We start from the raw sequence: 20,820 nt of genomic DNA on the forward strand, positions 1-20,820 counted from the left end.
CTCCCGAGAGTGTCCCTGTAATTGAACGACTGCCGCCTCTTGCGGTTCCGGCGTGCTTATTCGCCCTATCATCCTGAACGCTAGCCGAATAGCGGGCCTTCGCGCGCGCCTGCAAATCTGCTAGCGCTTCCCGCGTGACCCCTTATCCTTGGCCAGACGCCTTCATCATCCTCGGGCTGGTCCTTCTCAACGCCCTGTTTTCCATGACGGAACTGGCGATCGTCTCGGCACGCCCCGCCCGGCTGAAGGTCGCGGCAGAGGGCGGCAGCAAGGGCGCAAAACTGGCGCTCGAACTCGCGGCAGATCCCGGCAAGCTGCTCTCCACCGCCCAGATCGGCATCACCTTGATCGGCATCATCGCGGGTGCCTACTCCGGCGCAAGCCTTGGCGGACCGACCGGCGAACGCCTCGCCGCGCTCGGCCTGCCCGGTGAATGGGCCCCCATCGTCGGCTTCGTGCTGGTCATTGCGATCACCACCTACCTCAGCCTCGTCGTCGGCGAACTGGTGCCCAAGCAGCTTGCCCTGCGCGCGGCCGAGCCCATCGCCATCGTCGCCGCCGCGCCGATGCGGTTGATGGCCCGCGCCACGGCCCCCTTCGTGTGGACGCTCGACAGTTCCTCCTCGCTGCTGCTGCGCCTCTTCGGCGTGAACCGCACCGCCGAACAGGACGTGACGGCCGAGGAACTCCACATGATCTTCGCCGAAGCGACCCGCTCCGGCGTGATCGAGGAAGACGAGCGCGCGCTGATGACCGGCATCATGCGCCTCGCCGATCGCCCCGTGCGCGAAGTGATGACCCCGCGCACCGAGTTGCACTGGATCGAGCGCCGTGCGCCGGAAACCGAATTGCGTGCCGCCATCGCCGATAGCCCGCATTCGCTGCTCCTCGTCGCCGATGGCTCGGTCGATAACGTGGTCGGCGTGGTCAAGGTGCGCGATGTGCTCTCCGTGCTCCTGCGCGGCCGCAAGGTCATGCTCGCGCGGCTGATGAAGAAGCCGGCCATCGTGCCCGACCAGCTCGATACGATGGACGCGCTGCGGGTGATCCAGCACGCCGAAATCGCCATCGCGCTCGTCCATGACGAGTACGGCCATCTCGAAGGGATCATCACACCGGCGGACCTGCTCGATGCGATCGTCGGCAATTTCGTCGGGCATGGCGACGAAGGCGACGGGCCGATGATCGTGGAGCGCGAGGATGGCTCGCTGCTGCTCTCGGGCGCGCTCCCCGCCGATGCGCTGGCGGACCGGCTTTCCATCGAACTCCCCGAAGACCGGGATTTCGCTACCGCCGCCGGCTTCGCGCTCTCGGTGCTCAAACGCCTGCCGAGCGAAGGCGAGCATTTCCACGATCAGGGGTGGCGTTTCGAAGTGGTCGATATGGACGGCCGCAAGATCGACAAGCTGCTGGCCAGCAAGGTCAAGCCCGCCCACACCGCGCCTGTGCTGGACGGCTGAGGCCGGGAACTCGTGACCAACCCTTCGTCATTGCGAGCGTAACGAAGCAATCCAGAGCACCATGCACTGACGCCCTAGATTGCTTCGCTACGCTCGCAATGACGAAGTAAGGGAAATCAGCCCGGAATCTGCGCCCGCGCCTCGCGCCCGTCGCCTTCCGGCGCGGCAAGAATATCGCGCACCGCGGCGCCCTTGGCCACGGTCTTGGTCTTCGGATCGCCGACCACGTTACGGATGCCCACGGCCGAAGCCCCCGCCTTGCCCAGCGCATCGGTTTCCACCGCGCTGCGCGGGGCCGTGCCGCCGAACAGGGCATCGAGCGCCTGCTTCGAGCTATCGACATCCTGCGGGCGCGGCGCGCCGGGGTTGGGCGGCATCAGCGCGAAATCGGGCGGCACCACCAGCGGCGCCTGCCGGCTCACCGCGAATTCGTCAGGCCGGATGCGGTTGAACAGCGAGCCCCCCTGCGAGCACGCGCCAAGCAGCGTTGCGCCACCGGCAAGCATCAGGATGGTGAGGGACTTACGCATCAAACAGTCTCCGTGGCGGTATCATTGTCAGCATCCGCCGCTTCGGCGGGCTTTTCGCGCGAAAGCAGCGACCGGGCAAGCAGTATCAGCACGCCGCAGGTGATCGCGGCATCGGCGAGGTTGAAGATCAGGAACGGACGCCACTGGCCGATGTGGAGATCGGCATAGTCGATCACATAGCCGCGCGTGGACCGGTCGTAGATATTGCCAAGCGCCCCGCCCAGCACCAGCGCCAGCGCGGCAATCTCGCCCAGCACCTTCTCGCGCAGCATCCACACCGCGACGCCGCAGGCAATCAGACCGGTCATCGCCAGCAGCACGAGCTTGGTCTCGCTCGAATCCGCGGTGAACATGCCGTAGGAAACGCCGTAGTTCTCGGTCCAGCGCAGATCGAAGAACGGCAGCAGCTTGATGAGGCCGACCGCCTGCAGATCGAGCGGCCCCGCCACGAACGCCTTGATCCCCCGGTCCAGCGCGAAGACGCCCAGCGCCAGGCCAAACCCGGCAGCGCGCCCATTTGCGAGACGGACCGCAGGGCTCCTCATGCCGGCAGCCCCGCCACCACGTCGTCGCACCGGGCGCAGAGCGCGCCGTCCTCGGTCACTTCGGGCAGGTGCCGCCAGCAGCGGCCGCACTTGTGCAGGGTGGTTGGCGTGATCGTCACCTCGTCGCCCTGCCCGCGCGCGACTGACGCGGTGATGAACAGTTCGGCGAGGTCACCTTCTGGCGCACTAGCGGGCACGGTCACTTCGGCCTGCAGGCTCGATCCGATCACCTTGTCGCGGCGCAGCGGCTCGATCGCCTCTGTCACCGTGGTGCGCAGTGCACGCAGCCCGTCGAACCGGGTCGCCAGCGCCTCGTCGCGCCACTCTGCCGGCAGGTCGCGCAGCGCGCCGAGATGCACGCTGCCGCGATCCGGGAACCGCGTCGTCCACACTTCTTCCGCCGTGAATACCAGCACCGGCGCCGCATAGCGCACCAGCGCGTGGAACAGCACATCGAGCACCGACCGATAAGCGCGCCGCTTGGGGTCCGCAGGCGCATCGCAATAGAGGCAGTCCTTGCGGATATCGAAGTAGAACGCGGACAGGTCCTCGTTGCAGAAATCGATCAGCACGCGGGTGTAGGTGTTGAAATCGAAATCCGCGATAGCCTGCCGCAGCGTCACATCAAGCTCGCTCAGCCGGTGCAGCATATAGCGCTCCAGCTCCGGCATATCCGCCGCTTCCACGCCCTCGGCCTCCCAATCGAACCCTTCGAGCGCGCCCAGCAGATAGCGGAAGGTGTTGCGCAGCTTGCGATACTGGTCCGCCACGCCGCCGAGGATTTCCTTCCCGATCCGGTGGTCCTCGGTGAAATCGACCGATAGCGCCCAGAGCCGCAGGATATCTGCGCCATATTCCTTCATCAGGTCGATGGGCGAGATCGTGTTGCCCAAGGACTTGGACATTTTCATGCCCTTGGAATCCATCGTGAAGCCGTGGGTCAGTACCGCCTTGTAGGGCGCATGGCCGCGCGTGGCGCAGGCTTCCAGCAGCGAGGACTGGAACCAGCCGCGATGCTGGTCAGAGCCTTCGAGATAGAGATCGGCATGCGGGCCGGTGTAGCCTTCCGGGCGCAGCAGATCGGGCCACTTGCCCGATTCGAGCACGAAGGCATGCGTGCTGCCGCTATCGAACCACACATCGAGAATGTCGGTGACGCGCTCGTAGTCCTCGAGCCGGTACTCGGCCCCGAGATACTCCTGCGCGCGCTCCTCGCTCCACGCATCGACACCGCCCGCGCGCACGGCCGCCACGATCCGCGCATTGACGGCGGGATCGGCGAGGTACTGGCCGGTCTTGCGGTCCACAAACAGCGTGATCGGCACGCCCCACGCGCGCTGGCGCGAAAGCACCCAGTCCGGCCGCCCCTCGACCATCGCGCGAATGCGGTTCTCACCCTTTTCCGGAACCCAGCGGGTATCGGAAATGGCCTTCGTCGCCTTCTCGCGCAGCGTGCCGCCGGCGCTCTCGCGGTCCATCGGCACAAACCACTGCGGCGTGCAGCGATAGATCACCTTGGCCTTCGAACGCCACGAATGCGGATAGGAATGCTTGTAGTCCGCGCTCGCCGCCACCAGCCCGCCAGCCTCGCGCAGCGCCTCGCAGATCGGCCCGTCCGGCGCATTGAACTTCGGATTGATGACCGAGCCCTGCCCGCCGAGCCAGCCCCAGTCCTCGCGGTACTTGCCGTCGCCGAGCACCGCGAACACCGGCTCGATCCCGTGCGCCTTGCACAGCGCAAAGTCGTCCTCGCCATGATCCGGCGCCATATGGACAAGGCCCGTGCCGCTGTCGGTCGTGACGAAATCGCCGGGCAGCATCGGGCGCGGCTTGGCGAAGAACCCACCGAGACGGTGCATCGGGTGCCGGCAGATGGTTCCGGCTAGGTCGGAGCCTTTGCCCACCCAAATTTCTTGCAGTTGAAGTTCAAAGCCGTTCGCAGCTTGGAAACGCGCCCGAACGCTTGCTTCCAGAGGTTTGGCAAAAAGGATTGCCGCGTGCGCCCAAGGTGCGGGCCTCGTACCATTCGGTGCTTCACCTTCGTAGCTTCCGGCCTTGAAGGATGGCCTGTAGATGCCGTACTCAACCTCCGGCCCATAAGCCAAAGCCTGGTTCACCGGGATCGTCCAAGGCGTCGTCGTCCAGATCACCGCATGCGCGCCGACCAGTTCGGCAATCGGCGACTCAACGATCTCGAACGCCACATCGATCTGGGTCGAGACGATATCCTCGTATTCGACCTCCGCCTCAGCCAGCGCGGTCTTCTCCACCGGCGACCACATCACCGGCTTAGCGCCGCGATAGAGCTGGCCGCTCTCGGCAAACTTCAGCAGTTCGGCAACGATGGTGCCTTCCGCTTCCGGGTCCATCGTCAGGTAGGGGTGATCCCAATCGCCCTGGATGCCCAGCCGCTTCAGCTGCTCGCGCTGCACGTCCACCCACTTCTGGGCATAGGCGCGGCATTCGGCGCGGAACTCGACCGGCGGAACCTCGTCCTTGTTCTTCTTCTTCTTGCGGTACTCTTCCTCGACCTTCCACTCGATGGGCAGGCCATGGCAATCCCAGCCGGGCACATAGGGCGCGTCCTTGCCGAGCAGGCTCTGCGTGCGGCAGACCATGTCCTTCAGGATATGGTTCAGCGCATGGCCGATATGCATGTCGCCATTGGCATAGGGCGGGCCGTCATGAAGAATGAACTTCTCCGCGCCCGCACGCGCCTCGCGCAGCTGCTGGTAAAGCCCCTCATCCTGCCAGCGCGAAAGAATGCCCGGCTCCTTCTGCGGCAGGCCGGCCTTCATCGGAAAATCGGTCTTCGGCAGGAAGACGGTCGAACGGTAGTCTGGAGCTTCGGTCATGATCGGCGGGCCTTAGCGAAGCGCCGGGATTCCTGCAAACACTCGCGCGTCAGTCGGTCGAAGCATCATCGCGCTCCTGCGCCGCCAGCGCCTCGGCATTGGTGCGCTTGTCGAGCGCTGGGCGCAGCGCCGGCCCCACCGTCCAGTAATCATCGACCATGACATGGCCCCGAAAGGTGATCGGCACAGACGGCAGATCGCGCGCATGGAGCAGCCCCGCGCCGGTGCCGCTGCGCACCGCGAGGACCTGCCCGCCGGTCGCCGTCATGCGGTTCACGGTCAAATTGGGCCAGCCCCACAGCGTGAACGTTGCATCGAGCGGCGCGATCATCGTGCTGCCCTTGCAGCTGGCAGGCAGCAGGCCGGTCCAGCCGCTCGTGCGGTAGGCCGATGTGCAGGCCGCCGCCTGCGCCGGATCGAACGCCCAGCTCTTCGGCCAGGCCGCGCGGATCACCGCAAGCGCTGCTGGCCCTGCGCTGAAGCCGTCCTCCGTGGCCACCGGATCGCGCCCCATCGCCTTGAGCTTCGCCACCAGCACCCTCGCGCCCTGCGCATCATCGGCCACGAGGCGGAAGAAATAGCGGCCTCTGGGATCGGCCTCGATCACCTCGTCCAGCGTCGGGATCGTGTTGCGCGCGTTGCCGCGCAGGGGGAAGGTCTTGCCTCCGTCCGCAGTGTAGCCATAGCCCGGATCGAGCGCCTGAATCGCGGCAAGCGACTGGGCCGAAAGCGACCCCTTCCCGTTGCTGCGGCAATCGAGCGCGGCATCGGGATAGAGCACCAGCGCATCGTCGGCGGTACGCACCACATCAAGCGTCACGAGGTCCGCCCCCATGCGCCGCGCCATCTGCACCGATCGCGCGGTATCGGCGATGTAATCATGCAGTGGCGGGAGGATCGCCTGCGCCGGGCATGAGCTTGTACGCCCGGACGGTGTGTATTGCTGCGAAATACCGCCATTTGCGATCAATCTCAGGTGCCCTCTCGGATTGTCCGCCAGCCAACTCGCATTGACAAACGTGAGTGCCAGAAAGCCGAGAGCGCCCAAAAACGCCAGACCACGAAGCCAGATCACTGAAAAACGCGCCCCCAAGACTGCGTTGGATTTGAAAAGCATTGCTCGCGCAGCCTTGGCACCAAGTCAAACGCTTCCTCGCGGCGCTGCGGATGGCGCATCATCACGCCTTGCGCTAGACTGCCCTGCATGGCCACCCAGCACCACGCGCACCGCAGTCCGCTCCTCCGTGCCGAGGGGCGATGGGCGCTCGCCGTCAATGTCGGCCTGCTCATCGCCGCCACCATCGCGATCAACGGCTTTCTCTTCGCCATCGGCTGGGCGCGGCCGAGCGGCCGTCAGATGCCGATGATCCCGCCGGGTGCCGTAGTCGGCCTGATCTGGACCGTTTTGCTTGGCCTGATGGGCGCGGCGCGCTGGTCCTACGTGCGCGGCAGCGGCGATAGCGGTTGGCGTTCGTGGACGCCGTACATGCTTGCTGCGCTGTGCATCGCCTATCCGTTCTACACCGGCGGATTGCAGCGCAATGATGCAGCGTTCTGGGGCACGGTCGTCACCCTGATCGTCGCGGTCGCTGTCATGCTGGTGCTGCGCGAGCGCGAACCTCGCGCGCCCTGGCTCATCGTGCCGACCGCGTTCTGGGGCGGCTACGTGCTCAGCGTGATGATCGCCTACCCGCCAGCCTAAGCCAGCAGCCGCCGCGCTTCATCGCAATCGCGCCCCATCTGCGCAACGAGCGCATCAAGGCTATCGAATTTCGCCTCACCGCGCAGGAAGTGGTGGAATGCCACTTCGATCTCCTGCCCATAGAGATCGCCGCTGAAGTCGAAGAAATGCGGCTCGAGCAATTCCTTGGGCGGATCGAACGTAGGCCGGATGCCGATATTCGCCGCGCCCTTGAGCACGCAGCCGTCAGGAAGATGCCCCGTCACCGCATAGATACCGTAGCGCGGCCGCAGATAGCTGCCGATATCAAGGTTGGCCGTCGGGAAGTTGATCGTCCGCCCCACCTTGTCGCCATGCTGCACCGGGCCGCGGATCGCGAAAGGCCGCGTCAGCAGCCGCGCGGCCTCCTGCGGATCGCCCGCCACCAGCGCCTCGCGAATGCGGCTGGAGGAAACGACCTCGCCGTCCAGCAGCACCGGGCCAACCGCGCGCGTTTCCAGCCCCACCGCAGCGCCGACATCGCGCAGCACGCCGACATTCCCGCCGCGCGCCCGGCCGAAGGTGAAGTCCTCGCCCGTCACCACCGCCGCCGCGCCGAGCCGGTCTGACAGTAGATCGCGCACGAAGGCCTCCGCCGGCATCGCCGCCATCGCACCATCGAACCCGAACACCAGCATCGCATCCGCGCCCGCCTCGGTGAACAGCGCCTCGCGCTGATCCAGCGTGGTCAGGCGGAACGGCGGCGCATCGGGCTTGAAGTGGCGCACCGGATGCGGATCGAAGGTGGCGATGATCGCGGGCCGGCCTTGCTCGCGCGACCAGCGCACCGCTTCGCCCGCCACAGCCTGGTGGCCGAGATGAAACCCGTCGAAATTGCCCAGCGCGATGACGCCGCCGCGCAAGGCTTCGGGCATGGGTTCGTTGGCATGGACGCGCATCAGGCCGCGCCCCGGACAAAGGTCACGAAATCATGCGCCGGATAGCCGCCCTCGGCCGCAAAGCTTGCCCGCGCGGTCTCCCGCCAGGGCGCCGCCGGATAGGGCATCCGCGTATCTCCGGCATAGTCGCCCTGCACTTCGGTCAGCTCGAACCGGTGCGCCAGCCCCTCGAACTGCGCAAACACATCCGCGCCGCCGATCACCGCAACCTCGCCGTCCCCGGCCAGCGCCAGCGCGCCCGCAACATCGTGCACGACCTCCGCACCGGGGGCCGACCAGCCGGCATCACGCGTCAGCACGATATGCCGCCGCCCCGGCAGCAGCCCCGGCAGCGAGGCAAATGTCTTGCGCCCCATGATCATCGGCTTCCCCATGGTCAGAGCCTTGAAGCGCTTGAGGTCTGCGGGCAAGCGCCACGGAAGGGCACCCCTGTCACCAATCGTCCCATCCTCGGCGCGCGCAACAATCAGCATGACGGTCTGTGCCATTCAGAGCACCAGCCGCGTCACATGGCCCATCTTGCGCCCGGGCCGCACTGCCGCCTTGCCATAGAGATGCAAGTGGTTGGCCGGATCGGACAGGATCGCGGGCCAGTCATGCGCCTCGTCGCCGATCAGGTTGTCCATCACCACGCCCGCCGCACAAAGCTCGGTCGAACCCAGCGGCAGTCCGCAAATCGCGCGAACGTGGTTCTCGAATTGCGAGGTGAGCGCGCCTTCGATCGTCCAGTGCCCGGAATTGTGCACGCGCGGCGCCATTTCGTTGAACACCGGGCCGTCTGCCGTGGCGAAGAACTCCAGCGTCAGTACGCCGACATGGCCGAGCGCATCCGCCACCTGCTTGGCCAGCGCCCTTGCAGCATCCACTTGCGCACGCACCGCATCGCCTGCCGGCACCACCGACTGGCTCAGGATGCCCGCCTTGTGCGCATTCTGCGCCGAATCCCAGAAGCGCACGTCACCATCCGCCCCGCGCACGAGGATCACCGAAAACTCGGCATCAAACTGCACGAAGCCTTCATAGACGAGCGGCACCTGCGGCAGCTCCAGCCCGGCGGCATCTTCCGGCTTCATGATCCGCCACTGGCCCTTACCGTCATAGCCGTCGCGCCGCGTCTTGAGGATGCCTGGGGTGCCGATCTTCGCAATCGCTGCCGCCAGATCGGCGGCGCTGTCTACCGTGGCCCAGGGCGCAGGCCGTCCGCCCAGCGCCTCAACGAAGCTCTTCTCTGCCGCGCGGTCCTGCGCCACTTCCAGCGAACGCGTGCCCGGATGCAGCGCCGCATCGCCCAGCGCGGCGAGCGGCGCGACCGGCACGTTCTCGAACTCGTAGGTCACCACCGCACAGGCCTTGCCGAATGCGGCCAGCGCATCGGCATCATACCAGCCCGCACAAGTGAACCCCGCGCAGACATCCGCCGCGATCGAATCCGCCTCGGGCGCATAGACATGGCAGCGATAGCCAAGGTTCGCTGCGGCAAGCGCGATCATCCGGCCGAGCTGCCCGCCGCCCAGAATGCCGATGGTCTCGCCAGGAGCGATCATGCCGTCACACCGGAAACTCGGCGACCGAATCGGTCTGCGCCGTGCGCCACGCCACCAGCCGGTCGCTCAGCTCCGGATCGGAGAGCGCGAGGATCGAAGCCGCCAGCAGCGCCGCATTGGTGGCTCCCGCCGCGCCGATGGCCAGCGTGCCGACGGGAATGCCGCCCGGCATCTGCACGATGGAGAGCAGGCTATCGAGCCCCTTGAGCGCCTTGGACTGCACCGGCACACCCAGCACCGGCAGATGCGTCATCGAAGCGATCATCCCCGGCAGATGCGCTGCGCCGCCCGCGCCTGCGATGATCACCTGGATGCCTGTCGCCGCCGCGCCCTTTGCGAAGGCCACCAGCCGGTCCGGCGTGCGATGCGCCGAAACGATCCGGCACTCATGCGCCACGCCCAGCTTTTCCAGCACGGCCGCGCCGTTCTGCATGGTCTCCCAGTCAGACTGGCTGCCCATCACGATAGCGACCTTTGCCGCGCCGTCAGTCATCCCCATGCATCCCCTCGCAGACGGTGCGCCTCAGCGCTCCGACAGGTAGTAGCGCTCGATCTCGCCCAGATCGTCGTCCAGTTCATAGACAATCGGCTGCCCGGTTGGAATCTCGAGCCCGGTGATATCGGCGTCCGAAATGCCCGAAAGGTGCTTCACCAGCGCGCGCAGCGAATTGCCGTGTGCGGAAACCAGCACCGTCTCACCGCTGCGCAGCGCGGGGGCGATCTTCTCGTCCCAGCACGGCAGCACGCGTGCGATGGTGTCCTTGAGGCTCTCGGTGTTCGGCACGTCGATCCCGGCATAGCGCGGGTCGCTGGCGAGATCGAACTCGCTGCCCGCTTCAAGCGGCGGCGGCGGAATGTCGAAGCTGCGGCGCCAGATCTTTACCTGTTCGTCGCCGTGCTTCGCCGCCGTCTCTGCCTTGTCGAGCCCGGTCAGCCCGCCATAGTGCCGTTCGTTGAGCCGCCAGTCCTTGTCCTCGGGAATCCAGATGCGACCCGCCGCTTCCAGCGCCAGATGCAGCGTCTTGATCGCGCGCTTCTGGAGCGAGGTGAACGCGGTGGTCGGCAGGATGCCCTTGGCTTTCAGCAGTTCGCCCGCAGCAAAGGCCTCGGCCGCGCCTTTCTCGGTCACGTCCACATCCCACCAGCCGGTGAAGCGGTTTTCGAGGTTCCACTGCGACTGGCCGTGGCGGATCAGGATCAGGCGGGGCATCGTCGTCCTTCGCAAGCTGCGGATGAAACAAGGGCGCGGACCTAGCGCCCGCCCGCGCTTTTGGAAAGGGGCGCTTTGGAAAGCCCCAGTCCCTTCACCTCATCTTGAGCCTGTCGAAGGAGGGAGCAGCGGCGCGCGCTAGGCCTGCGAAGGCTCATCACCCCCGCCGGCTACTTCCTCCATGGCGCCCATGGCCCGAGCCTGCGCTTTCCGGCGGCGCAAGTTCTCGCGCAGCCGCTGCGCCAGCCGCTCGTCGCGGGTCAGCGCAGGTTTGTCTTCGGATGCGGGGGTCTTGTCAGTCATCGCGGCCGTCTCTGCCGCGCGGGCGCAAAGCCTGCAAGCCTGTCCTTGACAAACGCAAGCCCCGCCGCCAAAGCGCCCGCCTGCCCGCCCCGGCGTTGCCCGGCGTAAGGCATGCGGAAATGGTGTGCTGCTGTAGCTCAGTGGTAGAGCGCATCCTTGGTAAGGCTGAGGTCGGGAGTTCAATCCTCCCCAGCAGCACCATTTCCCCTTGCTTGCAGCTGGCGCGGCGATGGCGTGTCAGTGCTTGTCCAGCACCACCCATGATCCTTTCGAGGGATCGACATCCGCGCTCGTCAGCGGGCCCTCACCGATGATCTGCACGATCACGGTCTCGTCGCTGTTCGAACCATCCCAATGCACGCCGCCCGCCGGGTGGAACATATAGCTTCCCGGCCCCAGCCGTATGGCCTTGGCCGGATCGAAATCAGGCCCTGTCCCTGCATACCAGTGCCCCTCCAGCACCGTCACATGCCGGTCCCGGCTATGGCTGTGCGGCCGGTCCATCACATGCGGCGGAAACTTCACCCGGATCACATACGTCCCCGGCTGCGAGGGATTGCCCGCAATCAGCGCACTCTCCACACCGGGCGTGCCTGGCAGCGCGATCCAGTGGACGTCCTGCGCCGGCACGATCAGGAAATCCGGGTTGGCAGCCCCCGGCAAAAGCGCGACCATCGCGAACAAGGCCAGCAGACGGATCATCGACACCCCCCAATGCATTGAAGCCCCTCAGGCCAGCAGGTCCGCCCATTCCGGATGGCGCTTGAACGCAGCGGCGACATAGCTGCACTCGGGCACGATCTTCCAGCCCTGCGTCCTCGCATCGGCAATCAGCGCCTCGACCAGCTTGCCGGCGATCCCCCGCCCACCGATCTCGGTCGGCACCAGCGTGTGCTCGGTCGTCAGCACAGTGTCTCGGCGCACCCAGGTCAGCCGTCCGACCGCGCTGCTATCGGCGACGCGCGCCTGATATTCGCCGTGGCCGCCTTCATCGATGAGCGAAATCGCCAGGTCATCCATCGCTTGTCGTCTCCAAAGGGAAGCTCACTTCCCCCCGCGCACCATGCCGGTTAAGGGGTGCGCCCATGAAGTTCTTCTCCGACAACGCCGCCCCTGTCCACCCCCGCATCTGGGCCGCGATGCAGGCCGCCGATGTCGCGGATACCGCTTATGATGGCGATGCGCTCTCGGCCCGGCTCGATGCGGCGTTCTCCGATCTGTTCGGTGTGCCTTGCGCCGCGATCTGGGTGGCGACGGGCACCGCCGGCAATTGCCTTGCGCTTTCGGCCATGGTCCCGCCGCACGGCGGCGTCGTCTGCCACCGCGAAGCGCATATCGAGATGGATGAGGGCGGCGCGCCCGGCTTCTTCCTGCATGGTGCCAAGCTGCTGCTGGCGGAAGGTGAAGGCGCCAAGCTCACGCCTGAGACGATCCGCTCCGTGCTGGGTGCGATCCGCCCCGGCGTCCACCAGGTCCAGCCGCACGCGATCTCGATCACGCAGGCCACCGAATGCGGCCGTGTCTATACCGCGCCGGAAGTCGCCGCGATCGGCGCGCTGGCAAAGGAACGCGGGCTGGGCCTCCACATGGACGGCGCGCGTTTCGCCAATGCCATCGCCTACCTCGGTTGCAACCCGGCGGACGTCACCGTCAGCGCCGGGGTCGACGCGCTCACCTTCGGCTGCGTGAAGAACGGCGGGATGAGCGCGGAAGCGATTGTCTTCTTCGCGCCCGATCTCGTCGATGTCGTCCGCTATCGCCGCAAGCGCGCCGGGCACCTGCAATCGAAGGGCCGCTACCTTGCCGCGCAGGTCCTCGCCATGATCGAGGGCGATCTCTGGCTCGATAACGCGCGCGCCGCCAATGCCGCCGCGCAGGAAATCGCCGCGGCCTGCGGCGACCGGCTGATTCATCCGGTGGAGGCCAACGAGATCTTCGTGATCCTCGCCCCCGCCGAGCAGGCAGCGCTGCGCGCGCAGGGCTTCGACTTTTACGACTGGAATGCCCCCGCAGGTGCCCCCGGCGCGGCCCGTCTCGTCACCGCGTGGAGCAGCCCGCCGCAGGAAGTGGAGGCGCTCGCCCGCGCCATAGCCGCCCTATGAGCGTCGATCATCAGACAGGCGGCGAGGCCCGCTTCCTCGAACCGCGCATCCTTGCCCCCTTCCTGATCACCGCACTGATCTGGGGTTCGACATGGATCGCCATCAAGTATCAGCTGGGCGATGTACCGCCGAGCTGGTCAGTCACCTGGCGCTTCACCGGCGCGGCAATCGGCATGTTCGTGTTCGCCGCGTTCAAGCGCCTGCCGCTGGTGCCGGACAAGCGCGGGCTGATGGTCGCCGCCGTCATGGGCTGCAGCGTGTTCAGCCTCAACTTCCAGTTCGTCTACCGGTCCGAGCAATATATCACCTCGGGCCTCGTCGCGGTGCTCTTCGCGCTGCTGCTGGTGCCCAACACGATCCTCTCGCGCGTCTTCCTTGGCCAGCGCATCACGCGTGGCTTCATGGCCGGTACCGCCATCGCGCTGGTCGGCATCGGGCTGCTGATGCTGCACGAATATCGCATCGCCCTGGCGCAGAACAGCGCAATGGGCGCGCAGGTCCTTGTCGGCGGCTTCATGGTCCTCGTCGCGCTCACGTTCGCGTCGGTCGGCAATGTCGTGCAGGCTAGCCCCATCGCGCGCGGCCAGCCGGTGCCTACCCTGCTTGCCTGGGCGATGATGATCGGCGCTATCGTGGATGCCACGATCGCATGGATCCTCTCCGGCCCGCCGCGCTTTGGTTGGACGTGGTCCTACGCCGGCGGCGCCGCCTATCTCGCGATTGTCGGCACCGTCGTCACCTTCCCGATGTACAACGGCCTGCTGCGCGCGCTCGGCCCCGGCCGCGCCGCCTACAACGGCGTGCTGGTCCCCGTCGTGGCGATGCTGATCTCGACCGCCGTCGAAGGCTACCGCTGGTCGCTGCTCGCCGGAGCAGGCGCGTCGCTTGCGATGATCGGGCTGGTCGTGGCGCTCAGGGCGCGCAACCCCTCGCGGTAAGTCGGGTAAGCCAGCCGCCAGCCCAGCACGCGCTTGGCCTTGCCGTTCGCCACCCGCCGGTTCTCGGCATAGAACGCCAGCGCCATGGGCGAGAGCGCAGCTTCCTCCAGCGTCTGCAGCGGCGGCGGGTTCACCCCCAGCAGCCGCGCCGCTTCCTCGATCACCGCGTTCTGGCTCGAGGGCTCGTCGTCGCCGAGGTTGTAGACCCCCGCGGGCCCCGCCATCCCGGCGATCACGCCTGAGGCAATGTCCTCGACATGCACGCGGCTGAACACCTGCCCCGCCAGCGCGATCCGCTTCGCATGGCCCTCGCGCACGCGGTCGAGCGCACTGCGCCCGGGGCCATAGATACCGGGGAGGCGGAACACCCGCACTTGCGCGCCAAGCCCTTGCCACGCCAGATCCGCCGCCGTCCGCGCCGAGCGCCGCCCGGTGCCGACTTCCGCCGTCTCATCCACCCACGCCCCGCCGACATCGCCGTAGACCCCGGTCGAAGAGAGATACCCGATCCACTTGGGCTTCGCTGCCTCCAGCGCTTCGCCATAGCTATCCAGCACCGGATCGCCGCCCTCGCGCGAAGGCGGGACTGAGGACAGCACATGGCTTGCCCCGGCTAGCGCCGCCAGCACCCCCTCGCGGTTATGGAACCCCATGGTCCCCTCGCGCCCGGTGCCGACAACGTCCCAGCCCGCCGCGCGCAGCCGCACCGCGATCACCTTCGAGGTGTAGCCCATGCCGAAGATGAACAGGTTCACGGCTTCGGGTCCGGCAGTTTGAGTGGGGGCAGCGGGGGCGGCACGACTTCGGTCGCATTGGGCACGTGGTCCTTCTTCCACTGCATCGCCATGTGCACCCGCGTCTTGCCCGATGGGTGGTCGAAGAACAGCATCTCCTCCAGCGCGCCCGGCGCGATCTTGCGATAGGCCGAAAGCTTCATCGCCGCCGCAGCAAAGCCATCGGGCTCACGCGCGGCATCCAATCCGAAGGCATCGGCCTCGCTTTCATCGACCCGGATCAGCGTGTTGGTCACCGGGGTCGCCAGCAGCGAAAGTACGCTCAGCACGCCCGCCAGCACTGGCAGCGAGGCCGGATCACTGAGCCCACGCACATCCCAGCGCTGCCCGCCATGGCGGATCAGCGCCGGCGCGATGCGCGATGCCAGCCACAGCAGCAGGCCCATCAGCAAGGTCAGCACCACGATCGTCCGCCACACGTGTCCCAGCACATAGTGGCCCAGTTCATGCCCCATCACCGCCGCGGTTTCCGCCACGCTGGTCTTCTTCAGCAGGTTGTCGTTGAGCGAGATGCGGATCGTCGGCCCGATGCCCGAAACGTTCGCCGAAATCCGGTCGGACTGGCGCGATGCATCGACGAGATAGATGTGCTCCGAAGGCACGTTATAGGCCTTCGCCATCGCGACCACGCGCGTTCGCACCGGGCCGTCCGGCAGTTCGGACTGGGTGTTGAACAGCGGCACGAGGAACACCGGCGTTATGAGCACGAGGAACGTGATCGCCACGGCAATCACCCCGGTGCCGATCAGCCACCAGTGCTTCGGATACATGCGGATCACCGCATAGATCACCAGCAGCAACACGCTCCCCAGCAGTGCGCCAAGCAGGAGGCCGATCGCCTGATCGCCCAGCCATGCCCCCACAGACTGGTTCATCAGCCCATATTGCCGCTCGCGCAGATAGCCGGTGTAGAAAGTCCAGGGCAGGCTCAGCAGCGTATCCACCGCGATGAACACCAGTCCGCAGGCCAGCAGCCCCAGCCACGGGCGCCAGCCGCGCCGGTGCATTGCGGTCCGCACCTTGGGCAGCAGCCGGATGCGCAGCAGGAACGAGTAGATGCCGAGCGAGATCAGCGTGCCCCACAGCGCCAGCCACTCGCCCCCCTCGAAATAGGCGTCGGACCGCGCCTGCGCCGGGCCGCTCAGCGTCGCCAGCCACAGCTGCGTCGCATGGTCGACATCGAACGCGGCGGCAGCGTGGGCAAGGCCGGGCACAGCCGCCAGAAGCCCCAGAAAAACGCATCCAGTCAATCTTGTCAGCGGCATGGTATGCGACCCCGTCCCCTTGCCCATTCCGGCCGCGCCATGGGTGCGGCCCGGTCGCGGCCTCGTCAAGCGCTCTTGCCACGAAGATTTTCCGGCCCGCCGTTTTTGCGCTTCCCCGTGCGCGCAGGCTCCCTACATTGGGGCCATGAACGATCTTTCCAGCACCCCCGCCGTCCCCGCCCCCGTCATTCAACGCACCGACTACCGTCCGCCGGAATGGCTGGTCCCGGAAATCGCGCTGGATTTCGCGCTCTCGCTCACCGCCACGAAGGTGCGCGCTGATCTGGTGGTTGAACGGGGCGGCGCGGCGCACGGCCCCCTGCGGCTCGATGGCGATGGCATTGCCGCCAAGAGCGTGCTGGTTGACGGCGCCGCGCACAACGATTGGCGTATGGACGGCGGCAACCTCGTGATCGACCTCCCCGGCGACCGCCACACGGTCACCATCGAAACCGAGATCGATCCCGCCGCCAACACGCAGCTCTCCGGCCTCTATGCGTCGAACGGAATGCTTTGCACCCAGTGCGAGGCCGAGGGCTTCCGCCGCATCACTTTCTTCCCCGACCGGCCCGATGTGCTCAGCCGCTACACCGTGCGCATGGCGGGCGACAAGGCGGCCTTCCCCGTGCTCCTCTCCAACGGCAACCCCGTCGCCAGCGGCGAGAACGCCGACGGCACGCATTGGGCCGAATGGCACGATCCGTGGCCCAAGCCCTCCTACCTCTTCGCGCTCGTCGCGGGCGATCTCGTTGCCTCGCGCGATACGTTCACCACCCGCTCGGGCCGCAAGGTCGATCTCGCCATCTACGTCCGCGCCGGAGACGAAACGCGCACTGGCCACGCGATGAAGGCGCTCATCGATTCGATGCGCTGGGACGAGGACGTCTATGGCCGCGAGTACGATCTCGACTTGTTCAACATCGTCGCCGTCGCTGATTTCAACGCGGGCGCGATGGAGAACAAGGGCCTCAACGTCTTCAACACGCGCTACATTCTCGCCGATCCCGAAACCGCGACCGACGGCGATTATGACGCCATCGAAGGCGTGGTCGCGCACGAGTACTTCCACAACTGGTCGGGCAACCGCGTCACCTGCCGCGACTGGTTCCAGCTGAGCCTCAAGGAAGGCTTCACCGTGCTGCGCGACCAGCAGTTCAGCGCCGACATGGGCTCCGCACCGGTCAAGCGGATCGAGGATGTGCGCGTGCTGCGCGCCGCCCAGTTCCCGGAGGATTCAGGCCCGCTCGCACACCCGATCCGCCCCGATGCCTATCAGGAAATCAGCAACTTCTACACCGCGACGGTCTACAACAAGGGTGCCGAAGTCATCCGCATGATGACGGTGATGGCCGGCGCCGAACGCTTCCGCGCCGGCACCGATCTCTATTTCGACCGGCATGACGGCGAAGCGGCGACCTGCGAGGATTTCGTCCGCGCGATCGAGGACGGCGCCGGGCTCGACCTCAAGCAGTTCCGCCGCTGGTACGAGCAGGCTGGCACCCCGCGCGTCACCGCCACGCTCACCCACGCGGGAAATACAGCCACGCTCACCCTCTCCCAGACCGTCCCCGCCACCCCCGGCCAGCCGGACAAGCAGCCGATGGTGATCCCGCTGCGCACCGCACTGTTTGATCGCGCTTCTGGCCGGCACGGCGGCGAGCAGCTGCTCATCCTCACCGAGGCCGAGCAGACCTTCACCTTCCCCGGCTTCGCGCAGCCGCCAGTCCTCTCGATCAACCGCGGCTTCTCCGCCCCCGTTGCCATCGACATGCCGATGCCGACCGCCGACCTCGTGTTCCTTGCGGCGCACGACGATGATCCTTTCGCCCGGTATGAGGCGATGCAGCAACTGATGGTCCGCCACCTCGTCGCGGCTGTCTCGGGTGAATTGACCGACGAGGCCCGCACCGAAGGCCTCGCCGCGATCCGCGATGTCTATGCCGCCGTGCTGGCCGATACCGCGCTCGACGACCTGATGCGCGGTGAGCTCCTGATCCTCCCCGGCGAAGGCTATATCGCCGAACAGCTCACCCTCGCCGACCCTTCGCGCATCCACGCCGAGCGTGAGGCCTTGAAGCGCTGGCTTGGCTGCGAACTTGCCGCTGAGTGGCACGCCCTCCACGATCGCTGCACAGCCGTGCCCTACAGCCTCGAAGCCGCCGCTCGCGGCGCGCGCAAGCTGAAGACGCAGGCCATCGTCTACCTTGCCGCCAGCGATCCCGCCGAAGCCGCACGCCGCGCCAAGGCACAATACGACGCGGCAGACAACATGACCGACCGGCAGGGCGCGCTCATGGTCCTCGCCGGGATCGGCGCAGCGGAATGCAACGCCGCCCGCCAGGCCGCGCTCGCCGATTTCCACGCGCGCTTTGCCGGCAATGCGCTGGTGATCGACAAGTGGTTCTCGATCCAGGCCGGCGCGCTCCATCCCGATACGCTCGCGCATGTCACTGCGCTGGCGGGTCATCCAGACTTCACGCTGACCAACCCCAACCGTGTCCGCGCGCTTTACATGGCCTTCGCCGCCAATCCTCAGGCGTTCCATGCCGCCAGCGGCGCTGGCTACCGGATGATCGCCGATCTCATCCTCAAGCTCGATCCCATCAACGGCAATGTCGCCGCGCGCTTCGTCCCTCCGCTGGGCCGCTGGCGCCGCATCGAACCGGCACGCGCCGCCTTGATGCGCGCCGAATTGGAACGGATCGCCGCAGCCCCCGGCCTTTCGCGCGATGTGCGCGAACAGGTGAGCAAGAGCCTCGAAGGATGAGCGAAGGTGTGGAGTCGTTGACCCACCCGGCGCTCGCCGGGGCGGCGCACGGCTTCCTCGGTCGGCGCGGCGGGGTGAGCATCGGCATCCACGCCGGTCTCAATGTCAGCTACAGCGAGGACGATCCCGCCCACACCGCCGAAAACCGCCGCCGCGCGGGCGATGCGGTGCTGCCGGGCGCGCGGCTCCTCACTTGCTACCAGATCCATTCGCCCGATGTGGTCACGGTCACCGCACCGTGGGACGATGCAGACCGCCCCAAGGCCGACGCACTGGTCACCGCCGAGACTGGCCTGCTGCTCGGCGTGCTCACCGCCGATTGTGCGCCAGTCCTGTTCCACGATCCGCACGCGGGCGTGATCGGCGCTGCCCATGCCGGGTGGAAGGGTGCCATCGGCGGGGTGACCGACCGCACGGTAGAGGCGATGGAAGCCCTCGGCGCAGACCGTGCGCGCATCGCCGCCGTGGTTGGCCCCTGCATCGCCCAGAAAAGCTACGAGGTGGACGCCGGTTTCGAAGCGCGCTTCACCGCCGAAGACGAAGCCAACGCCCGATTCTTCAGGGCCGGCCGCGCAGGGCACAGCTGGTTCGATCTCGAAGGCTACGTCGCCGCGCGCCTGGCGGCCTTCGGCGTCGGCACCATCGGCATGCAGGGTGAGGACACCTATTCGCAAGGCCAGCGCTTCTACTCGTTCCGCCGCTCCACCCACGCCGGCGAGGCTGGCTATGGCAGGCAGATCTCACTGATCGGATTGCGCTGACCCTTCAGGGGCGATCCCTCGAGGTTCTGCGCGCCCTCGAATCCCCGCAATCCTTCGTTATCACCCTCGCCCGGTCATCACCCCAACCCTTCGTCATTCCCGCGAAGGCGGGAATCCAGAGCCGCAAGTGCCACTATCCCTCGTCATTGCGAGGAGCGCAGCGACGAAGCAATCCAGAGCGTCGCGCCAAAACGCTCTGGATTGCTTCGCTACGCTCGCAATGACGAAAGCCGAGTAGGCGAGTTCAGCATCCCAATTGGGCGCGGGCTGCCCTGAAGCGTCCTAGATAAGCCCCAACCCGCGCAAATCCGCCTCCAGCGCCTCGGTCCCCCGCGTGAAGTGATGCACCTGCCAGCCCAGCGCCGCAGCGCTGGCGATATTCGCCGCGTTGTCGTCAATGAACAGCATCCGCTCGGGCGCATGGCCAAAGCGCCGCGCTGCCAGATCGAAGATCGCCGGATCGGGCTTCATCAGACGTTCGACGCCGCTCACCACCACATCGCCCATATGATCGAGCAGCGGGAACGTGGGGCGGAACATTGCCCAGGTATCCGCGCCGAAATTGGTCACGGCAAACTGCGGCACGCCCTTCGCCGCCAGCGCCTCGACCAGCGCAGGCGTACCGTCGATCGGCCCCGGGATCGTATCGAGCCAGCGCGGGGCATAAGCCTCGATCAGCGCGCGGTGCTCGGGGAACGTCGCGACCTTCTCCGCGATCAGGTCCGCCAGCGGCTCGCCCGCATCGTGCCGGAAATGCCACGGCACGGTGACGACATGCTCGAGGAACCAATCGAGTTCAGCCGGATCGTCGATCAGCTTCTCGTAGAGATAGCGGATTGACCACTGCACCAGCACATGGCCGATATCCCAGACAACAGCATCGACGTCAGCGCTCACGAGACGCGTTTCCTTCCGCACAAACAAAAGCGCCCCCGCGAATGCGGAGGCCCTCTGCCGGTTCGAGACCATGCGATCACGCAGAACCCTCGCCGCAGCGAAGGTGCGCGAATCAGCCCTGACGCGCCTTGAAGCGCTTCTGGGTCTTGTTGATGACGTAGGTGCGGCCGCGGCGACGGATCACGCGGTTGTCCCGGTGACGATCCTTGAGCGACTTCAGGCTGTTGCGA

22 protein-coding genes and 1 tRNA gene are annotated in these 20,820 nt (G+C 66.7%); 7 read left to right on the forward strand and 16 right to left on the reverse strand.

Annotated features, from left to right (window positions below):
• Positions 1-134: 134 nt before the first annotated feature.
• Positions 135-1,460: a hemolysin family protein gene (locus Q0071_RS14560; protein WP_298170898.1), complete on the forward strand. Its 1,326-nt coding sequence runs from the start codon at positions 135-137 to the stop codon at positions 1,458-1,460.
• Between the two features lie 116 nt (positions 1,461-1,576).
• Here Q0071_RS14560 and Q0071_RS14565 read toward each other — a convergent pair whose 3' ends face one another.
• Genes Q0071_RS14565 through Q0071_RS14580 form a run of 4 tightly spaced genes read right to left on the reverse strand, consistent with a single transcriptional unit; the run spans position 1,577 to position 6,507 of the window.
• Positions 1,577-1,990 (reverse strand): DUF3035 domain-containing protein, encoded by a 414-nt coding sequence (locus Q0071_RS14565; RefSeq protein ID WP_298170900.1) that lies wholly within the window; start codon positions 1,988-1,990, stop codon positions 1,577-1,579.
• Positions 1,990-2,535, reverse strand: a complete 546-nt coding sequence (gene lspA / locus Q0071_RS14570; protein ID WP_298170903.1) for a signal peptidase II — start codon at positions 2,533-2,535, stop codon at positions 1,990-1,992. Before lspA ends, Q0071_RS14565 begins: the two co-directional genes overlap by 1 nt.
• Positions 2,532-5,390, reverse strand: a complete 2,859-nt coding sequence (gene ileS, locus Q0071_RS14575) for an isoleucine--tRNA ligase (protein ID WP_298170906.1) — start codon at positions 5,388-5,390, stop codon at positions 2,532-2,534. Before ileS ends, lspA begins: the two co-directional genes overlap by 4 nt.
• A gap of 49 nt (positions 5,391-5,439) precedes the next feature.
• The gene (locus tag Q0071_RS14580) at positions 5,440-6,507 is read right to left on the reverse strand and encodes a glycerophosphodiester phosphodiesterase family protein (RefSeq protein ID WP_298170910.1); all 1,068 of its coding nucleotides are present in this window, start codon (positions 6,505-6,507) and stop codon (positions 5,440-5,442) included.
• Positions 6,508-6,594: 87 nt separating this feature from the next.
• Here Q0071_RS14580 and Q0071_RS14585 point away from each other — a divergent pair, with 87 nt between their 5' ends.
• Positions 6,595-7,092, forward strand: a complete 498-nt coding sequence (locus tag Q0071_RS14585) for a TspO/MBR family protein (RefSeq protein ID WP_298170913.1) — start codon at positions 6,595-6,597, stop codon at positions 7,090-7,092.
• Here Q0071_RS14585 and Q0071_RS14590 read toward each other — a convergent pair.
• The 6 genes from Q0071_RS14590 to Q0071_RS14615 all read right to left on the reverse strand — a co-directional run bounded on the left by Q0071_RS14590 (position 7,089) and on the right by Q0071_RS14615 (position 11,066).
• Complete coding sequence (locus Q0071_RS14590; RefSeq protein WP_298170967.1) at positions 7,089-8,012, reverse strand: bifunctional riboflavin kinase/FAD synthetase; 924 nt, start codon at positions 8,010-8,012, stop codon at positions 7,089-7,091. The two genes, Q0071_RS14585 and Q0071_RS14590, sit on opposite strands and share 4 nt — an antisense overlap.
• Positions 8,009-8,497, reverse strand: a complete 489-nt coding sequence (locus Q0071_RS14595) for a dihydrofolate reductase (protein ID WP_298170916.1) — start codon at positions 8,495-8,497, stop codon at positions 8,009-8,011. The genes Q0071_RS14590 and Q0071_RS14595 overlap by 4 nt, the downstream gene beginning before the upstream one ends.
• Positions 8,498-9,553, reverse strand: coding sequence for a 5-(carboxyamino)imidazole ribonucleotide synthase (locus tag Q0071_RS14600; protein ID WP_298170919.1), 1,056 nt, complete (start codon positions 9,551-9,553; stop codon positions 8,498-8,500).
• Positions 9,554-9,557: 4 nt separating this feature from the next.
• A complete protein-coding gene (purE, locus tag Q0071_RS14605) occupies positions 9,558-10,046 on the reverse strand; it encodes a 5-(carboxyamino)imidazole ribonucleotide mutase (protein ID WP_298170923.1) in 489 nt (162 codons plus the stop codon).
• A 30-nt stretch (positions 10,047-10,076) separates the two neighbouring features.
• Positions 10,077-10,763: a 2,3-diphosphoglycerate-dependent phosphoglycerate mutase gene (gene gpmA / locus Q0071_RS14610; RefSeq protein WP_298170926.1), complete on the reverse strand. Its 687-nt coding sequence runs from the start codon at positions 10,761-10,763 to the stop codon at positions 10,077-10,079.
• Between the two features lie 138 nt (positions 10,764-10,901).
• Positions 10,902-11,066: a hypothetical protein gene (locus Q0071_RS14615; RefSeq protein ID WP_298170928.1), complete on the reverse strand. Its 165-nt coding sequence runs from the start codon at positions 11,064-11,066 to the stop codon at positions 10,902-10,904.
• Positions 11,067-11,192: 126 nt separating this feature from the next.
• Between Q0071_RS14615 and Q0071_RS14620 the strand changes: the two genes are divergently transcribed.
• A tRNA-Thr gene (locus tag Q0071_RS14620) sits at positions 11,193-11,267 on the forward strand.
• 36 nt (positions 11,268-11,303) lie between these two features.
• Here the strand turns inward: Q0071_RS14620 and Q0071_RS14625 are convergent.
• Both Q0071_RS14625 and Q0071_RS14630 read right to left on the reverse strand, forming a co-directional pair.
• Entirely contained in the window at positions 11,304-11,768 is a 465-nt protein-coding gene (locus tag Q0071_RS14625) for a cupin domain-containing protein (protein ID WP_298170931.1), read from the reverse strand.
• A gap of 27 nt (positions 11,769-11,795) precedes the next feature.
• Positions 11,796-12,086: a GNAT family N-acetyltransferase gene (locus Q0071_RS14630; RefSeq protein ID WP_298170934.1), complete on the reverse strand. Its 291-nt coding sequence runs from the start codon at positions 12,084-12,086 to the stop codon at positions 11,796-11,798.
• A gap of 65 nt (positions 12,087-12,151) precedes the next feature.
• Here Q0071_RS14630 and Q0071_RS14635 point away from each other — a divergent pair, with 65 nt between their 5' ends.
• Together Q0071_RS14635 and Q0071_RS14640 are read left to right on the forward strand one after the other, a co-directional pair.
• Positions 12,152-13,168, forward strand: coding sequence for a beta-eliminating lyase-related protein (locus Q0071_RS14635; RefSeq protein ID WP_298170938.1), 1,017 nt, complete (start codon positions 12,152-12,154; stop codon positions 13,166-13,168).
• Positions 13,165-14,106: an EamA family transporter gene (locus Q0071_RS14640; protein WP_298170941.1), complete on the forward strand. Its 942-nt coding sequence runs from the start codon at positions 13,165-13,167 to the stop codon at positions 14,104-14,106. The genes Q0071_RS14635 and Q0071_RS14640 overlap by 4 nt, the downstream gene beginning before the upstream one ends.
• On the opposite strand, the gene Q0071_RS14645 is transcribed toward Q0071_RS14640, so the two are convergent.
• Together Q0071_RS14645 and Q0071_RS14650 are read right to left on the reverse strand one after the other, a co-directional pair.
• Positions 14,016-14,840, reverse strand: coding sequence for an SDR family NAD(P)-dependent oxidoreductase (locus tag Q0071_RS14645; protein ID WP_298170970.1), 825 nt, complete (start codon positions 14,838-14,840; stop codon positions 14,016-14,018). The two genes, Q0071_RS14640 and Q0071_RS14645, sit on opposite strands and share 91 nt — an antisense overlap.
• 17 nt (positions 14,841-14,857) lie before the next feature.
• The gene (locus Q0071_RS14650) at positions 14,858-16,114 is read right to left on the reverse strand and encodes a M48 family metalloprotease (RefSeq protein ID WP_298170943.1); all 1,257 of its coding nucleotides are present in this window, start codon (positions 16,112-16,114) and stop codon (positions 14,858-14,860) included.
• Positions 16,115-16,310: 196 nt separating this feature from the next.
• Here Q0071_RS14650 and pepN point away from each other — a divergent pair, with 196 nt between their 5' ends.
• Together pepN and pgeF are read left to right on the forward strand one after the other, a co-directional pair.
• Positions 16,311-18,932, forward strand: coding sequence for an aminopeptidase N (gene pepN, locus Q0071_RS14655; protein ID WP_298170946.1), 2,622 nt, complete (start codon positions 16,311-16,313; stop codon positions 18,930-18,932).
• Entirely contained in the window at positions 18,929-19,693 is a 765-nt protein-coding gene (gene pgeF, locus Q0071_RS14660; protein ID WP_298170949.1) for a peptidoglycan editing factor PgeF, read from the forward strand. The genes pepN and pgeF overlap by 4 nt, the downstream gene beginning before the upstream one ends.
• Positions 19,694-19,975: 282 nt before the next feature.
• Here the strand turns inward: pgeF and Q0071_RS14665 are convergent, their stop codons facing one another.
• Together Q0071_RS14665 and ykgO are read right to left on the reverse strand one after the other, a co-directional pair.
• Positions 19,976-20,590 carry an HAD-IA family hydrolase gene (locus Q0071_RS14665; protein ID WP_298170951.1) on the reverse strand — a complete coding sequence of 205 codons (615 nt, stop codon included), beginning with the start codon at positions 20,588-20,590 and terminating at the stop codon, positions 19,976-19,978.
• A gap of 112 nt (positions 20,591-20,702) precedes the next feature.
• On the reverse strand, positions 20,703-20,820 hold a 118-nt coding region (gene ykgO, locus Q0071_RS14670; protein ID WP_298170973.1), incomplete at its 5' end, for a type B 50S ribosomal protein L36.

The organism is Novosphingobium sp. (assembly GCF_027486195.1).
In the GTDB taxonomy this organism is placed as follows: Bacteria; Pseudomonadota; Alphaproteobacteria; order Sphingomonadales; family Sphingomonadaceae; genus Novosphingobium.

Coding starts and splice junctions, on each gene's coding strand:
- Q0071_RS14565 (WP_298170900.1), bottom strand. CDS start 1,990: ATGCGTAAGTCCCTCACCATCCTGATGCTTGCCGGTGGCGCAACGCTG.
- lspA (WP_298170903.1), bottom strand. CDS start 2,535: ATGAGGAGCCCTGCGGTCCGTCTCGCAAATGGGCGCGCTGCCGGGTTT.
- ileS (WP_298170906.1), bottom strand. CDS start 5,390: ATGACCGAAGCTCCAGACTACCGTTCGACCGTCTTCCTGCCGAAGACC.
- Q0071_RS14580 (WP_298170910.1), bottom strand. CDS start 6,507: ATGCTTTTCAAATCCAACGCAGTCTTGGGGGCGCGTTTTTCAGTGATC.
- Q0071_RS14585 (WP_298170913.1), top strand. CDS start 6,595: ATGGCCACCCAGCACCACGCGCACCGCAGTCCGCTCCTCCGTGCCGAG.
- Q0071_RS14595 (WP_298170916.1), bottom strand. CDS start 8,497: ATGGCACAGACCGTCATGCTGATTGTTGCGCGCGCCGAGGATGGGACG.
- Q0071_RS14600 (WP_298170919.1), bottom strand. CDS start 9,553: ATGATCGCTCCTGGCGAGACCATCGGCATTCTGGGCGGCGGGCAGCTC.
- purE (WP_298170923.1), bottom strand. CDS start 10,046: ATGACTGACGGCGCGGCAAAGGTCGCTATCGTGATGGGCAGCCAGTCT.
- gpmA (WP_298170926.1), bottom strand. CDS start 10,763: ATGCCCCGCCTGATCCTGATCCGCCACGGCCAGTCGCAGTGGAACCTC.
- Q0071_RS14615 (WP_298170928.1), bottom strand. CDS start 11,066: ATGACTGACAAGACCCCCGCATCCGAAGACAAACCTGCGCTGACCCGC.
- Q0071_RS14625 (WP_298170931.1), bottom strand. CDS start 11,768: ATGATCCGTCTGCTGGCCTTGTTCGCGATGGTCGCGCTTTTGCCGGGG.
- Q0071_RS14630 (WP_298170934.1), bottom strand. CDS start 12,086: ATGGATGACCTGGCGATTTCGCTCATCGATGAAGGCGGCCACGGCGAA.
- Q0071_RS14635 (WP_298170938.1), top strand. CDS start 12,152: ATGAAGTTCTTCTCCGACAACGCCGCCCCTGTCCACCCCCGCATCTGG.
- Q0071_RS14640 (WP_298170941.1), top strand. CDS start 13,165: ATGAGCGTCGATCATCAGACAGGCGGCGAGGCCCGCTTCCTCGAACCG.
- Q0071_RS14645 (WP_298170970.1), bottom strand. CDS start 14,840: ATGGGCTACACCTCGAAGGTGATCGCGGTGCGGCTGCGCGCGGCGGGC.
- pepN (WP_298170946.1), top strand. CDS start 16,311: ATGAACGATCTTTCCAGCACCCCCGCCGTCCCCGCCCCCGTCATTCAA.
- pgeF (WP_298170949.1), top strand. CDS start 18,929: ATGAGCGAAGGTGTGGAGTCGTTGACCCACCCGGCGCTCGCCGGGGCG.